The sequence below is a fragment of the Pseudotenacibaculum sp. MALMAid0570 genome (assembly GCF_040151415.1).
Taxonomy (GTDB): Bacteria; Bacteroidota; Bacteroidia; order Flavobacteriales; family Flavobacteriaceae; genus Polaribacter.
Genome location: NZ_JBDKWF010000050.1, coordinates 1 through 15,205, shown reverse-complemented (window position 1 = coordinate 15,205; position 15,205 = coordinate 1). Strand labels below are relative to the sequence as shown.

The window sequence follows — 15,205 nt, the reverse complement described above, 5'->3', positions numbered from 1 at the left end:
AAGCTGCTAATGAATATTCAATTCAAACAAATAGAAATCAAAGACAAACAAACTGTTCTAAATCTATTCAAAGAAACTGCTGAAAAGATTCATAAAATGAATGTTGATCATTGGCAATATTGGAAAAATCCACCTCAAGAAAAAATACAATGGGTTGAAAAGGGGATTCAAAATAATGAGTTCTTTTTTATCAATCTTGAAGGCGATGAAAACATCGGTATGGTGAGAATCATGAATGAAGATTTCTTGTATTGGGGCGAACAAAACAAAAAGGCAAAATATATTCATTCTTTAGTCATCAAAGAAACCTATAATGGAAAAGGAATTGGTTCTCTAGTAATTGATGCTATAGGAAAAAGAGCGTTAAAAAACGATTGTAAGTATCTAAGGTTAGACGCAGTTTCTAACAATATCAGTCTTTGTAAATATTATGAAAAACTAGGTTTTAAGAAGGTTGGAGAAAAAGAAATGCCACTATCTATTAACAACCTATATCAAAAGAAATTGTAAAAACGTAAATAAACGAGCAATAGTTCATTACGTAAAGATGTCGTAAACTTGACGTTATTTCTAATATGGAACCTAAAATACATTTGCTGAAACAAAAATTACATTCAAAATGGAAACAAAAAATTTAGCAAAAAAATTAAAAGAATTAAGAGCCTTGAGAGGTATGTCTCAAGAGTATTTAGCAGAAGAATCTCGAGTAAGTTTACGAACAATTCAAAGAATTGAAAATAATGAATCTACACCTACAGGCGAAACCATAAAAAGAATTGCAAGTGCTCTAGATGTGGAATTAAGTCAACTATCTAAAGAAGGAACTATTTCCGAAACTGTTGATATAAAAGCAACTATTGTTTTTTTAAAAAAACAATTGAATAAAACCGGTGAAAAATCTGAAATCAAAACCTTTGAGAGGTTTATTAGCATTTTAACGAGACTTAGAGAAAAAGGGTTAAGTCCAGAACAGTTAGAAGGAATTGAACGTTATTTAGAGTACTTGGAACTTGAAAAAATACCTTCCTTTAACAATGAAATTTTCAAGAAAAAATTAATCTTGTTTAAAAAGTATTTAAAAAATAAACTAGGCTTTGTGCCTGCTAATTATTACTCTACGTTAACCGCAGGTTTCGGAATTTCATTTGCAACTGCTTTTGCCGTTCAAAAACATATTGATACGAGTATTAAAATTGGTGTAATTTCAGCTGCAATTGTAATTATTGCTATAGGAATGATTATTGATTCAAGAATAAAAAGACAAAACCGTTCATTTAATTTCTAAAAGACTCACTAACAAACTCCTACTCAATAAAAATAAAAAGACAACAATCTATTTGTATATATCATCACATTTAGATTGTTGTCTCGTAAAACTTGTGGAGCATATCGGAGTCGAACCGATGACCTCTACACTGCCAGTGTAGCGCTCTAGCCAGCTGAGCTAATGCCCCAAAAAATTATTGTGCTCCGCTAAGAACTAATAATGGAATCGTACAGTGGAATTCTGATTTTAAAACGGTATTCTTTTCCCATAACTTTTTAAAGAACCCTCGTTTTCTTCTGAAGACACATAATAAATCTGGATTGTTAGATTGAAAATGCTCTAAAACCCCTTGAAATGTAGTTACATTCTCAGTAGTATTTAATGTGCTTTTTATAGCCAATAATGCTTCATCTATAACCAAGTCCTCTTCTTTATACTCTGGAGTTTTTACCAATAATAAGTTAACAGACGTATTGAACGCTTTTTTAATGTCTAACAAAGGTGTTAACATCCCTTCTTTCTTTAAAATTCCAGATTTAAAAGCTGTTAATGCAGTAGAAAATGGTTGAAACTTATATCCTTCCGGAACAACTAAAACAGGTATATCTGTTTGTTTGACAATGCTTCCTGATGTATTCCCTAAAAAAACTTCCTCTTTAATTGAGTTACTTCTTGGACCTACAACAACTAAGTCGATTCCGATTTCGTTTTTTATCGCATTGATACTTTCTATTGCTCCACCTTTGGCTGCTGCTATTTTTATATCGATGTTTTTTCTGTCTACTGAGTTTACCGTAGATCTCAAATACAACTGAGTTTCTTTAGCCATAAATTCATCAACATTCGTCATTGTTCCTGCTTTTGATATTACTTGGTAAGCTCTAAAAACAGTTAGCTGAGCATTAAACTCTGATGCCAAATCAATAGCGTACTGTAAAGTGTTTTTAGCATTCTCTTTCGAGCCAATTGGAACTAAGATATGTTTCATGGTAGCGACTTTGGTTTCACACAAAGGTACATTTTTTTTAAAATGTAAATCTAGAGAGAAAAACAGGTCTTATCCTTACTTTTGTATTTCAACCTTTTCTCTTGAAAACAGATATTAGTTTTAAAAAAATCAACAACTTGGCTATTCCTGCTTTAATTGCTGGAATAGCAGAACCACTTATTTCTATAACTGATACTGCTATTATTGGGAACATAGATTTTCACGCCAAAGAAAGTTTAGGCGCTGTTGCCATTGTTGGATCTTTTTTATCAATGCTCATTTGGGTTTTTGCTCAGTTTAGAAGTGCTGTATCTTCTATAATCTCCCAGTATTTAGGCGCCAATAAACTAGAAGAAGTTAAAACACTTCCCGCTCAATCCTTTTTAATTGTTGTGAGTATTGGTTTGCTAATCATTGCCACAACATTTCCTTTTGCAGAATATATTTTCAAAGTTTATGGAGCTGAACATACGATTTTAGCCTACGCTATAGATTATTATGAAATTCGTGTTTTTGGGTTGCCTTTTACATTATTTGTCTTTGCAGTTTTTGGAACATTTAGAGGTTTGCAAAATACTTTTTATCCCATGATTATTGCAATTATGGGTGCTGTTTTAAATGTCGTTTTTGATTTAATTCTTGTTTATGGAATTGAAGGGTGGATTCCTGCAATGAATATAGATGGAGCCGCTTATGCAAGTGTAATTTCTCAGGTAGCTATGGCAATAACAGCTGCTATTCTTTTACTAAAGAAAACTTCAATTCGATTAAAAATAGTGCTACCCTTTAACAAAGAGATCCCTCGATTAATAAAAATGGTGTTTGATTTATTCCTAAGAACTGTAGCGCTTAATGCAGCGCTTATTTTCGCAGTATATAAAGCAACCAGTTATGGTACAGATGCTTTAGCTGCATACGGAATTGGAATTCAACTGTGGTTCTTTGGAGCTTTCTTTATTGATGGTTATTCTAGCGCAGGAAATATCTTATCTGGAAGATTGTTAGGAGCCAAAGAATATGATACTTTGGTGAAATTAGGGAATCAACTCACTAAATATGGATTTTATACGGGACTAAGCCTTGCGGCTTTTGGTTTTCTTTTTTACAATGTTATTGGAGAAGTTTTTATTAAAGATCAAGAAGTATTAGATCGTTTTTACGAAGTTTTTTGGATCATCTTAATCATGCAACCCTTATGTTCTATTACTTTTATTTTTGATGGAATGTTCAAAGGCATGGGGCTAACGGCCTTTTTAAGGAATTTATTGCTATTTGCAACTTTTATCATCTTTATTCCTGCACTTTTACTTTTCGATTGGTTTGATCTAAATCTTTATGGAATCTGGTATACTTTTATTTTTTGGATTGTAGCGAGGGGGCTTCCTTTGGTTATCAAATTCAGAAGAAAGTTTTTACCACTAGTGGAAAAGAGTTAATTTTGACAAAACTTTTTTCATGAGTACAATTCGAATCACCAAACAGTTTAATTTTGAAACAGGACATGCCTTATATGGTTATGATGGTAAGTGTAGAAATGTTCATGGTCATAGTTATAAACTTTCGGTAACAGTTGTAGGAAAACCTATTGATGATACATCAAATGTGAAGTACGGAATGGTGATTGATTTTGGTGACTTGAAAAAAATTGTAAATGAAGAGATTGTAGATATTTTTGATCATGCTACTGTGTTTAACAAGAATACACCTCATGTAGAATTGGCTAAAGAACTCAAAGATAGAGGACATCATGTTTTGTTGGTTGATTACCAACCTACAAGTGAAATGATGGTGATTGATTTTGCTGCAAAAATCCAGAAAAGATTACCAGAAAACATTAAGTTATTCTCTATTAAACTGCAAGAAACAGAGACGTCTTTTGCTGAGTGGTTTGCTTTAGACAATAATTAGGAAGCGGTTATTAATGGTTAATGGTTAATGGTGCAGAGGTAACTCTTTATTGAGTATCGAATTTATTTCCCATTAAAGTTATTCATGGTGTTGGCAACTCCATCAGTGCCAAAAGATACTACTGCTTTGATAGACATTGGAATTCTTTCTATCAGCTGACTTTCTTCTTCTTTGGTCCATTGACCTAAAACAAAATCTACTTGACGTCCTTTAGGATAATTTCCACCCACACCAAAACGAAAACGCGCATATTTTTGATTGCTTAGTTTGGCTTCAATATCTTTTAATCCGTTATGACCTCCTGCGCTTCCTTTGGTTTTAATTCTAATGGTTCCAAAGTCTATATTTACATCATCGGTAATGACCAAAACATTCTCAAGAGATATTTTTTCTTTAGTTATCCAGTACTTTACTGCTTTTCCACTTAAATTCATAAACGTACTTGGTTTGAGTAATACAAAGGTTCTTCCTTTGAATCGGAAACTAGCTACATCTCCTAATTTATCGGTTTCAAACTTTGCTTCATGCTCTTTTGCCAAAGCATCTACAATCTGAAAACCAATATTGTGGCGTGTATTGGTATACTTTTCTCCGATATTTCCCAATCCAACGATTAAAAATTTTTTCATGAGTTCTTCTTTACTTTCTATTGACTTTCTAGAAAAGAATCTTAAGATATTCATCCCGTAAAAATAGCAAAATAAAAAAGCGCTACAATTGTAGCGCTTTTATGAATTTTATCTTTCAAAAATTTATTCTGCTGCAGGCGCTTCAGCTGCTGCTTCAGCTGCAACTTCTTCTGTTGCTTCTTCTTCCTCTTCAGCAACTGCATTACGAGAAGTTCTAACTTGTACAACAACCGTGTTATCAGGATGCATAAATGTATACTCATCATTGAATAATTCAGTGATATACAATTTATTTCCAATTCTAAGTTTAGAAATATCTGCATTGATAAAGTCAGGTAAATTTGCTGGTAATGCCTTTACTTTTAATTTACGATTTGTAAAACGTAAAGATCCTCCATTTAAAACTCCAGGAGAAGTTCCAACTAATTTTACAGGAATGTTCATTGTTACTTCTTTATCATCAAATAATTGATAGAAGTCTACGTGTAAGATCTTATCACTTACAGGGTGAAACTGAATGTCTTGTAAAATTGCTGCAAATTTTTGTCCATCAAGTTCAATCGCTGCTGTATATACATTTGGAGTATACACCAAGTTTTTGAACGCTTTTTCTTCTGCTGAAAAGTGAACAGGCTTGTCTCCTCCGTATAATACGCAAGGAACCTTTCCAGCATTACGTAAGGCTTTCGTTGCCGATTTACCCACGCTTTCTCTTTGAGATCCTTTGATTGTAATTGATTTCATTACTTTTTGTTAAATATAATTTACATTAAAAATTGGTCACTTATCGACGTATTGTTCTGAACTTTGTGCATCACATCGGCGAATAAGGGCGCGCAAGATACAACTTTTATTTTAGAAATATCCTGTTTTAAAGGAATTGTATCTGAGACAATTAACTCAGTTAATTTTGAGTTCTGAATCTTCTCATAAGCACCTCCTGAAAGGATAGGATGAGTACATATTGCACGTACGCTTAACGCTCCTCTTTCTATCATTAAATCTGCTGCTCTGGTTAAGGTTCCTCCTGTGTCTATCATATCATCAACTAAGATTACATTCTTCCCTTCTACATCTCCAATTAGCTCCATATGACCAATAACATTAGCCTTTTTCCTTTGTTTGTAGCAGATAACCACATCAGACATTAAGTATTTAGAGTAAGCATAAGCCCTTTTAGAACCTCCCATATCTGGAGAAGCAATTGTTAAGTTCTCTAGCTTTAAATTATTGATGTATGACATAAAGATTGTAGAAGCAAATAAATGATCTACAGGTTTTTCAAAGAATCCTTGTATTTGATCTGCATGCAAATCCATGGTCATAATTCTGGTAGCACCCGCTGCTTGTAATAAATTAGCAACTAGTTTTGCTCCAATAGCTACTCTTGGTTGATCTTTTCTGTCTTGACGAGCCCATCCAAAATAGGGCATCACGGCAGTAATGTGTCTAGCAGAAGCTCTTTTTGCAGCATCAAGCATTAGCAGCATTTCCATTAAATTATCAGAGCTAGGAAATGTAGATCCGATAATAAAAACGCGGCGTCCTCTAACTGATTCTTCAAAAGCAGGTTGGAATTCTCCATCGCTAAAGTGTGTTGTTTTTACCTTTCCTAATTCAGCTCCGTATTCTTTTGCAATTTTTTCTGCTAATTCCATGCTTTGTGAACATGCAAATAGCTTTGGCGCTAAGGTATTTTGTGACATTTAGTTGTGTATTAAAAAGTTTGTGTTGTTGTTCGCAACAAAAATAAAATTATTTGATGAGTTTTCCCGATTAAATACTAGAATCGTAAAATATTTTTTAGATTTGCAGTCCCAAATAATGCTCAAGTGCCTGCCTGTCGGCAGACAGGGCGGAATTGGAAACCATTTAGGTGGTAAAAGTTGCTAAAAAAAAGAAATATGTTCTATGTATATGCGATTTCTAGTTTGAATAGAAATTATATTTATGTAGGTTTGACTTCTGATCTGAAAAGTCGAATAACCAGACATAATAATGGTTATGAGAGGACAACCAGACCATACAAACCTTTTGTTTTGTTATTCTCTGAAGAAATGAATACTAGAATTGAAGCAAGAGAACGTGAAAAATATTGGAAATCTGGAGTTGGAAAAGAAAAGCTTCGACAACTTAGAAGTCTCAGATAATGCTCAAGTGGCGGAATTGGTAGACGCGCTGGATTCAAAATCCAGTTCTTTCGGGAGTGTGGGTTCGATTCCCACCTTGAGTACATATAAAAAACCAAGACTTGGTAGAGTCTTGGTTTTTTTATGCCCTTTATTAAACTATTGAAATAAAGAATTACTCTTTGCTACAAATAAGCTAAAACAAAATGGTTAACTTTAAAAAAGTAACTCAAGAATAAGTCCCTTGACTAAAATGAATCCAAGAAAGATATTAGCAATAATTACCATGCTTGTTATTATCACTAATTTCTACACACTATCATTTGTGATTAATTATGGTAATTATCCTATTTTGTGGAATGTTGTTTTCATCATTTTTTTAATACTTGTTATTTTTGGATTAACTAAATTAATGAATAGAAAACCTCAGGCTCATTGGAGTCTCTTTTGGAGAAGTTGTTGTTTGATTTTTATATTAGCACAACTCTACTTTCTAACTTTAATTAAATATTGAAAAAGATTGTAAAGCCATAAAAAAACAAGCATAACTCATTCACGAAAAATTACTAATTTTAAAAATCAAACCCTAAAACTCTTTTTCTATTTAAGTTATGAAAATTAAAACCCTCTTCATCTTCTGTATTATTCCTTTTTTAACTATGTGTAGTAAAAAAAACGGTTTGGAAGAAAACGAAGGTTGCGGTTCTGGGTTAAAAACGTATTATGATGATATTACGTTTACAACGCAAAAAGAATTAGACGATTTTGATAAGTTAGGATACACTTCTATTATTGGAGGAATAAATATTATTGAAGATCCTTCTAAAGGTGATCCTATAATGAGCTTAAATGGGTTGTTAGATTGTGTTACTTATATTGAAGGAGGAATCATCATTAGAAATAATAGTTCTTTAGAAAGTTTAAATGGGTTTTTAATCAATCTTACTTCGGTCAATCATTTTTTTTTAGACGGAAATGAAAATCTAACTTCACTTGGCGGCTTTGATAGCTTAATTTCAATTGAATATAATGTGACCATAAGAAATAATCGTTCATTAATAAATTTTGAGGGGTTTTGTGAAAATGTTGACGCTCTAAGTACCTTGTCAGTGATAAATAATCATAGCCTTATCAATCTAGAAGGTTTGCAAAATGTGAATTCAATTGGCACATTAAATGTAATAGACAATCAAGGTTTATTGAACCTAAACGGATTAGATGCTCTTACGAATATAATTTCAAGAATTACTATTTCTAATAATAGTTCTTTATTAAATATCGATGGTCTTTTATCCAACTTAAATAATACATTAAGAGAAGTTTCAATTGATAATAATAGCTCTTTAAAGAATATTAGGGGTTTAACAAACATTTCTACGCTTGAGTCTTTGTTGATATTTAATAATGACGATTTGTTAAATTTAGAAGGGTTAGAAAATTTAAATTATTTGAACCAATTTACTCGAAGCGGAATTTCTGTTTCAGAAAATGATTCTTTAGAAAATATAGATGCTTTGTCAAATTTAATTTTTGTGAATTATCTCGACTTTCACAATAATTTAAACTTATCTGACTTTTGCGGTATCAAAAATTTAATTGACACTAATTCTTATGTTGATATTTCTATCTTGGGGAATTTATACAACCCTTCCGTGAGCAATATTTCAAACGGACAGTGTAATTAGATCATTCTTTTTTAGCTATAATTTTCGACTCTAATTTCTCATAATCTTTTGCGGTAATGGGAACTCCATTTATTTGATCAACGTCCCAGTCTTGGGCTATTTTCCATCTTCCCTTTTCTTTTTTTAGCACTACGCTAAATCTACCATAATAGGTTTTGTTTCCTAATTCTTTGTTGAAATAGGTTAATTTAAAATAACCTACTTCATAGGCAATCTCTTTCTCATGAATTCTGTGTTCATGCTTAAATTCTATCTCTCTTTTAGGTTGATTTTTTCTTCCATAGGAATTGATGATTCCTTCTTTAAAGACTTTTCCTTGACGAATTCCGTTTTTGGTAATTCTTACAATATCGTCAGTATGAATTGCATTGTACTTTTTAGCGTCTCTCGCATTGTAGGCTTCTACAAACTTTTCCCAAAGTTGCACATCAATCTCTTTAGAAAAATCATGTTTCTTTTTATCTTGACTTTGCGCAGTTATGGTTAGAACAAGTAGTAAAACTGTCAGTATTTTTTTCATCGGAATATTTTTAAGTTTATTTAGTGTATAAGGTATAAAAAAAGCCTCAGAAAATTCTGAGGCTTTTTTTACTGTATATTCTTAGAATTAAAATTGATATTTCAAAATCAATTCTAAAGATCCATTGTCGTTGATGATACTAGCATCCATTGTTGTTACATCATAGGCTGCTCCAAACTTTAGCTTGTCTATAACCTGAAACAATCCATAAGCTGATACGGTCTCATCCACTCTTAGATTCACACCTGCTGTAAACTTCTTGTTAATCTCTAATGATGATCCTATATCATAACTCGTTGGTGCTCCCTGTACTGAACGCATCATAAATCTTGGTGTTAACAACAAGTTATCATTGATTGCTATATGATAGCCTCCTCCCATATAAAAGTGAGCTTGATCTACCGCTGCACTTGGTCTGTTTCCTTGCTTCTCATATCTGTCTCCTCTTAAGAAATTCGGTGTTGAGATACTGATATAAAACTTCTCATTCTGAATGTTCAATCCTGCTCCAATATGTGGATTGAAAAAACTCTGATTCTGGTTAAACAATTGATCCAATCCAGAATTGTTGGCTTTCGTAAGGTCTATGTTTACAAAACCTCCTCCAGCTTTTAATCCAAAGTACATATTTGTGGCCTCTCCGATCTGAATCTTATACGAAACATCAATAGCGATATCGGTCTCGGTTAAGACAAATACGCGGTCATTGATTACCGAAATTCCCAATCCTAAGTTCTTCCCCATAGGTTTAGAATAGGCCATCGAAATAGTCCTTGGCGCGTCGTCAATTCCTAAAAATTGATTTCTATATACCAAGTTTAACTCTGGCGTTTCTTTAATCCCTGCAAAAGCTGGGTTGATAATATTCATGTTAAAATTATACAAGGTAAAATTCGGGTCTTGTTGTGCCTCTGCTTTGGTTCCTACTAACAAAGCAAAAGTGATCGTGATAAGTGTTATGATTGATTTTTTCATGATTGTTCTCTTTTTGTGTTCTTGAATCATTTTGCTTTATTAATAATTGATGTATAACCAACCTCTGACTGGTGCGCTTCCATTTCCTAGATCAATTACATAGATGTAAGGACCTACGGGTAGTTTATTATCTAAACCTCCACTACTAACCTGATTCGATACAGCTTGCCAGTCATTCTGGTAACCTTTCTTCTTAAACACTAACTTTCCTGATCGGCTATATACGCTAACAACATTGTTAGGGAACGCTGTAATGTTCTCAATCACCCATCCATCATTGATCCCATCTCCATTAGGAGAGAATCCATAAGTTCTAGTTTGTTGGATTGGAGCCGCACAAGAACTATTGTCTGTATCTAAGCTATCTACAATACCATCTCCATCACAATCTTCTTCAGTATCATCTACTCCATTTCCTCCATCATCTTCATCACAGAAATCTGCGATTCCATCACCATCTGAATCAACTGTATTAATTGTAATGGTAAAGGTTGCTGATAAAGCTCCTGTATTATTTGCTATATCAGTTGCGCGAGCTGTGATGTTATATGTACCATCTGCTAGAGTGGTTCCTGTATGATCAAAAGTGAAGAATCCGTTTGACCCGGTAATTGTAGTTCCTACAGAAATTCCTTCAATAAATACTTCTACAGTAGACTCTCTTTCTGCAGTTCCTGAAATCTCTAAGGTATTATCTCCTGTTGTTGTAATATTTCCACTACAAGTAAACTCAGAGATGTGTGTAATCTGAGGTGGATTTGGTGGAATGTTATCGTATTCAATCATAAACTGTGAAGCTTCATTTCCATTGGTTGCTGCATCTTGTGCAGAATCAGCGGCAATATCTACTATAATGTCTCCAGCTGCAGTTGGTGTTAATACTACTGAATAAACACTTGCACTTGTTGCAACAAAGCTACTTGATGTTCCGTTGGTTACTACCAAGTCTGATATATCAAATCCTGTTACATCTTCACTAAAGACGATATCTAAAGTAAATGGCGCATTTACTGGTGCAGCAGCTGTTGTGTTCATTACAATCGTTGGACGAGTTGCGTCATAGTCTACAGAGAACTCATCAGAAATCTCATTCCCATTGGTAGCTGAATCTTCTGCTACATTTTCAGGAATAAGTACAATAACTCCTCCATCTGCAGTTGGAGTAATAGTAGCTGTATAAACACTTCCTGTACCAGCAAAATTACTTGCTGTTGCATTTCCTAAATCTAGATCTGACATTTCAAATCCTGTAACATCTTCAGAGAAAGTAATCGTAACATCAAAAGCTGCATTTGTAGGATCTGGAACTGAAGACGTAATAACTACAGTAGGTCTTGTTCCGTCAAAATCTATTTCAAACACCTCTGAACTTTCGTTTCCATTGGTTGCTGCATCTTGTGAAACATTTTCTGGGACTTCAACAGTAACAAAACCATCAATTGTTGGTGTTATTGTAACTGTATATACACTAGCACTTGTTGTCATAAAGTTACTTGGTGTTCCATTTACTACTATTAAGTCTGCCATTTCAAAACCAGTTACATCTTCATCAAAAGTAATTGTTACATCGAAAGCTCCATTTGTTGGATTTGCAGCTGCTGATGTAACTACAACTGTAGGTCTGGTTATATCGTATTCTACAGAATATTGTTCTGCAGCTTCATTTCCATTGGTAGCTGCATCAAAAGCTACATCTTCTGCTACATCTATATTTACATCTCCATCTGAATCTGGTGCAATGCTTACTGTATAAACAGAAGCACTTACTGCATTAAAGTTACTTGGCGTTCCATTTTCAACTTCAATATCAGAAATATCAAATCCTGTTACATCTTCGCTAAACGTAATAGTAGCTGTAAAACTGGTATTTGTTGGATTAGCAGCGTCAGAAGTTATTACTACCGTTGGTTTAATATCATCAAAAGCAATACTAAATTGACCAGCGGCAAGATTAGGATTTCCAGCAGCATCTGTTGCTGAACCTCCAGGCACATCTACTGTAATGTTTCCATTAACAGTTATTGTTGGCGTAATTAACGCTGTGTATTCGCTAGGAGAAACTGTTACAAAGTTACTAGCTGCACCATTAGCAACTACTAAATCTCCTACATCGAAACCTAAAATGTCTTCACTTGTAGTAAATGTTAATGTAAAGGCCCCGTTCGTAGGGTCTGCAGCAGTAGTTGTAACACTATTAAAGAATGGATTTGTTCCATCATATGTAATGCTAAAAGTTGCTGCTTCATTTGAGTTGTTTGCAGTATCATCTATTGAATCAGCAGGAAGATCTAAAGTAACCAATCCATCAGTAGTTGGTGTAATAGTAGCCGTAAATAAAGAATTACTTACCATCACAAAATCACTAATTGAAGCATTGGTAAGAACTAAATCTGCTGCTTCAAAGCTATCCATATCTTCGCTAAAAGTAAATGTAACCGTAAATGCCCCATTAGTTGGGTCTGTTACATCTGTAGTCATATCTAATGTTGGCTTGGTAATATCATAGGTAAGCATTAGCGTATTGGAGGCTAAATTATCATTTGCATTACTAGATGCATCTTGTAAAACACCTGCCGCAATATTAACAGTTACATCTCCGTCTGTAGTTGGAGTTACTAATACACTATATGAAAGTGTGTTTATTTGATTGAATATACTCGCAGTTCCGTTAGTTACTGTAATGTCAGTTAAGTCAAAATTAGTCACCGCTTCCGAGAATAAAATATTTACTGTAAACGGAAGGTTTGTTGGTGAACTTGTGGTTGTACTTAATGTAACTGTTGGTGAAGTAATGTCTTCAGTTGTAAAGTTCCACGCAGCATTTCCTGTAATAGCATCATTTCCTTGGTTACTAGCATTTTCAAATGCTCCAGCTGGAACTTCAATATAAATCTTAGTTTCACTTGGTAAATCACTAGAAGGATCAATTGTTACAACATTGTTAACAATAGTTACCTGAGAACCTGTTACATCTATCGATTCAATCGTACTATCATCTCTCTCATTCTTGATTAAGATATTTCCTGTACCTACCATCACATTTTGATTGAATGTCATCGTTAAGTTGGAGCCTATAGCTACATCAACAGCATCATCTGCAGGTGTAGTAGCAGTTAATACGGGAGCATCATCATCATTAATAGTTACGGTAGCTCCATCGGTAATGTCAATATTACCAGCAGTTACTGTCATTGGAACTAAATTGTCCATAGAAACTGTAAAGTTCTCTGTGTCTTCTCCAATAACATCGTTTCCAATGGTAATGGTTACTGTTTGAGTTTCTCCTGCATTTCCTGCAAAGACCTCTGTTTCAGAAACTACTGCAGTATAATCATTATCAGCTATGGTAGCTGTTCCGTCAGCAGTACTAACATCAACAGAGAAACCTCCGTCTACTGCATTGTTTAAGGTAAGTGTTACTGTTGCTGTACCGTCAGATTCTCCTACGGCAACATCTTCAATGGTAACCATTGCTAAATCATCATTGTTAATGGTTACAGTTGCTCCGTCAGTAATTGTAACTGATGTTGTTGTGCCTGCTAAATTACTTTGACTTATAGATACTGTTTCATTAGTCTCTACTTTAGTGTCCCCTGTAGGCATTAGTGTAAAGGTTTGCATTTCTCCTGCATTCCCAACAAAAATCAATGTTTGAGATGCAATTGCAGTATAATCGCTATCTGCAGTAGTTGCTGTTCCATCAGCCGTACTCACATCTACAGTAAATCCTCCTTGAACAGCATTATCTAGAGTAGCAGTTACCGTGATCCCTCCATTATTTTCATTTCCACTTATATCAGCTATTGTTACTGCTGCTGCATCATTATTATTAATTGTATAGGTGTGAACTGTATTTGTTCCCAATGCAGCATTGGTAGGATTAGATAATGTTACAATCACTGTTTCATTAGCTTCTAAAATTGCATCATCTACAATTCCAGAAATAGTAATATCACCATTACTATTTCCAGTTGTAATTGTTAAAGTCCCGTTTGCTAATGTATAATCTGTTCCACTTCCAGTTGCAGTACCTGTTACGGTATAATTTACACTCACATCAGCTGTATAAACAGTTGAAAGGTTTACTGTAAGATTGGCTGAACTTACACTTTCTGCACCATTGCTAGTCGTAGCAGCAAAGCTCACTGTTGGAGGTGTAATATCTCCTGATAAAGTTGGCTGTGTTAAGGTATAATTCCCTGAATCGGTTCCACTTATTGTGTATCCACTTGTATTGATCGTAATTCCTGTTCCTACATTTGCACTCGCAAAAGTAAATACTGGACTTCCTCCTAAAACAACATCATCTGCTCCAATAACTCCACTTAAAGTAGCAGTTCCTGAAGCTGATCCTGCTGTCGTCCCATCATAAACTTTATTATCTCCTGTAAGTCCTACTACAGTTAATGTAGCAGCAGTAATATCTCCTGATAAAGTGGGTTGTGTTAAGGTATATTTTCCTGCATCTGCTCCACTTAAGGTAAACCCTGAAGTAGTAATGGTAATACCTGTTCCTACATTTGCACTCGCAAAAGTAAACACTCCTGAGCCGCTTAAGCTTACATCATCTCCTCCAAGAACTCCACTTAAAGTAGCTGTTCCTGAAGCAGTTCCTGCTGTCGTGCCATCATAAACTTTATTATCTCCTGTTAAACCTGTGATGGTTAATGCTATTCCTGTGATATCTGCCGACAAAGTGGGTTGTGTTAACGTATAGTTTCCTGAATCAGTTCCACTTATTGTATATCCACTTGTATTGATCGTAATTCCTGTGCCTACATTTGCACTCGCAAACGTAAACACTGGGCTTCCTCCTAAAACAACATCATCTGCTCCTATAACTCCACTTAATGTTGCCGTTCCTGAAGCTGATCCTGCTGTCGTGCCATCATATGCTTTATCATCTCCTGTTAAACCTACTACAGTTAATGTAGCAGCTGTGATATCTCCTGATAAAGTTGGTTGTGTTAACGTATAGTTTCCTGAATCAGTTCCACTTATTGTATATCCACTTGTATTGATCGTAATTCCTGTGCCTACATTTGCACTTGCAAACGTAAACACTGGACTTCCTCCTAAAACAACATCATCTGCTCCTATAACT

The 15,205-nt window shown here is 34.3% G+C and carries 13 protein-coding genes and 2 tRNA genes; 7 read left to right on the top strand and 8 right to left on the bottom strand.

The annotated features are described in order from the left end of the window. Positions 1-9 precede the first annotated feature (9 nt). Positions 10-510: a GNAT family N-acetyltransferase gene (locus tag AAON49_RS12320; RefSeq protein ID WP_349555011.1), complete on the top strand. Its 501-nt coding sequence runs from the start codon at positions 10-12 to the stop codon at positions 508-510. Between the two features lie 109 nt (positions 511-619). After that, positions 620-1,285, top strand: a complete 666-nt coding sequence (locus AAON49_RS12315) for a helix-turn-helix domain-containing protein (RefSeq protein WP_349555010.1) — start codon at positions 620-622, stop codon at positions 1,283-1,285. A gap of 95 nt (positions 1,286-1,380) precedes the next feature. Here the strand turns inward: AAON49_RS12315 and AAON49_RS12310 are convergent. Both AAON49_RS12310 and AAON49_RS12305 read right to left on the bottom strand, forming a co-directional pair. Further along, positions 1,381-1,454 (bottom strand) — tRNA-Ala (locus tag AAON49_RS12310). A 6-nt stretch (positions 1,455-1,460) separates the two neighbouring features. After that, the gene (locus AAON49_RS12305; RefSeq protein ID WP_349555008.1) at positions 1,461-2,255 is read right to left on the bottom strand and encodes a universal stress protein; all 795 of its coding nucleotides are present in this window, start codon (positions 2,253-2,255) and stop codon (positions 1,461-1,463) included. 101 nt (positions 2,256-2,356) lie between these two features. On the opposite strand from AAON49_RS12305, the gene AAON49_RS12300 reads away from it, so the two are divergent. Continuing rightward, positions 2,357-3,691, top strand: a complete 1,335-nt coding sequence (locus AAON49_RS12300; protein WP_349555006.1) for an MATE family efflux transporter — start codon at positions 2,357-2,359, stop codon at positions 3,689-3,691. Positions 3,692-3,710: 19 nt separating this feature from the next. Further along, complete coding sequence (locus AAON49_RS12295; protein WP_349555004.1) at positions 3,711-4,163, top strand: 6-pyruvoyl trahydropterin synthase family protein; 453 nt, start codon at positions 3,711-3,713, stop codon at positions 4,161-4,163. 62 nt (positions 4,164-4,225) lie between these two features. On the opposite strand, the gene pth is transcribed toward AAON49_RS12295, so the two are convergent. The 3 genes from pth to AAON49_RS12280 form a co-directional block, all read right to left on the bottom strand. Beyond that, positions 4,226-4,792 carry an aminoacyl-tRNA hydrolase gene (pth, locus tag AAON49_RS12290; protein ID WP_349555002.1) on the bottom strand — a complete coding sequence of 189 codons (567 nt, stop codon included), beginning with the start codon at positions 4,790-4,792 and terminating at the stop codon, positions 4,226-4,228. A 123-nt stretch (positions 4,793-4,915) separates the two neighbouring features. After that, positions 4,916-5,536: a 50S ribosomal protein L25/general stress protein Ctc gene (locus AAON49_RS12285; RefSeq protein ID WP_349555001.1), complete on the bottom strand. Its 621-nt coding sequence runs from the start codon at positions 5,534-5,536 to the stop codon at positions 4,916-4,918. A gap of 20 nt (positions 5,537-5,556) precedes the next feature. After that, positions 5,557-6,498 (bottom strand): ribose-phosphate pyrophosphokinase, encoded by a 942-nt coding sequence (locus AAON49_RS12280; RefSeq protein WP_349555000.1) that lies wholly within the window; start codon positions 6,496-6,498, stop codon positions 5,557-5,559. Positions 6,499-6,696: 198 nt separating this feature from the next. Between AAON49_RS12280 and AAON49_RS12275 the strand changes: the two genes are divergently transcribed. The 3 genes from AAON49_RS12275 to AAON49_RS12265 all read left to right on the top strand — a co-directional run bounded on the left by AAON49_RS12275 (position 6,697) and on the right by AAON49_RS12265 (position 8,606). Beyond that, on the top strand, positions 6,697-6,942 hold the full coding sequence (locus AAON49_RS12275; protein ID WP_349554998.1) for a GIY-YIG nuclease family protein: 246 nt from the start codon (positions 6,697-6,699) through the stop codon (positions 6,940-6,942). A 1-nt stretch (position 6,943) separates the two neighbouring features. Continuing rightward, positions 6,944-7,025 (top strand) — tRNA-Leu (locus tag AAON49_RS12270). A gap of 576 nt (positions 7,026-7,601) precedes the next feature. After that, entirely contained in the window at positions 7,602-8,606 is a 1,005-nt protein-coding gene (locus tag AAON49_RS12265) for a hypothetical protein (protein WP_349554996.1), read from the top strand. 1 nt (position 8,607) lies between these two features. Here AAON49_RS12265 and AAON49_RS12260 read toward each other — a convergent pair whose 3' ends face one another. The 3 genes from AAON49_RS12260 to AAON49_RS12250 form a co-directional block, all read right to left on the bottom strand. Continuing rightward, complete coding sequence (locus AAON49_RS12260) at positions 8,608-9,126, bottom strand: YybH family protein (protein WP_349554995.1); 519 nt, start codon at positions 9,124-9,126, stop codon at positions 8,608-8,610. Positions 9,127-9,213: 87 nt separating this feature from the next. Continuing rightward, complete coding sequence (locus AAON49_RS12255) at positions 9,214-10,101, bottom strand: PorP/SprF family type IX secretion system membrane protein (protein WP_349554994.1); 888 nt, start codon at positions 10,099-10,101, stop codon at positions 9,214-9,216. A gap of 39 nt (positions 10,102-10,140) precedes the next feature. After that, positions 10,141-15,205 (bottom strand): Ig-like domain-containing protein (locus AAON49_RS12250; protein WP_349554993.1); only part of this gene is annotated, 5,065 nt, incomplete at its 5' end.

Bases quoted from the DNA above. Each gene is read 5' to 3' on its own strand.
- AAON49_RS12320 (WP_349555011.1), top strand. From the start codon at position 10: ATGAATATTCAATTCAAACAAATAGAAATCAAAGACAAACAAACTGTT.
- AAON49_RS12315 (WP_349555010.1), top strand. From the start codon at position 620: ATGGAAACAAAAAATTTAGCAAAAAAATTAAAAGAATTAAGAGCCTTG.
- AAON49_RS12305 (WP_349555008.1), bottom strand. From the start codon at position 2,255: ATGAAACATATCTTAGTTCCAATTGGCTCGAAAGAGAATGCTAAAAAC.
- AAON49_RS12295 (WP_349555004.1), top strand. From the start codon at position 3,711: ATGAGTACAATTCGAATCACCAAACAGTTTAATTTTGAAACAGGACAT.
- pth (WP_349555002.1), bottom strand. From the start codon at position 4,792: ATGAAAAAATTTTTAATCGTTGGATTGGGAAATATCGGAGAAAAGTAT.
- AAON49_RS12285 (WP_349555001.1), bottom strand. From the start codon at position 5,536: ATGAAATCAATTACAATCAAAGGATCTCAAAGAGAAAGCGTGGGTAAA.
- AAON49_RS12280 (WP_349555000.1), bottom strand. From the start codon at position 6,498: ATGTCACAAAATACCTTAGCGCCAAAGCTATTTGCATGTTCACAAAGC.
- AAON49_RS12275 (WP_349554998.1), top strand. From the start codon at position 6,697: ATGTTCTATGTATATGCGATTTCTAGTTTGAATAGAAATTATATTTAT.
- AAON49_RS12260 (WP_349554995.1), bottom strand. From the start codon at position 9,126: ATGAAAAAAATACTGACAGTTTTACTACTTGTTCTAACCATAACTGCG.
- AAON49_RS12255 (WP_349554994.1), bottom strand. From the start codon at position 10,101: ATGAAAAAATCAATCATAACACTTATCACGATCACTTTTGCTTTGTTA.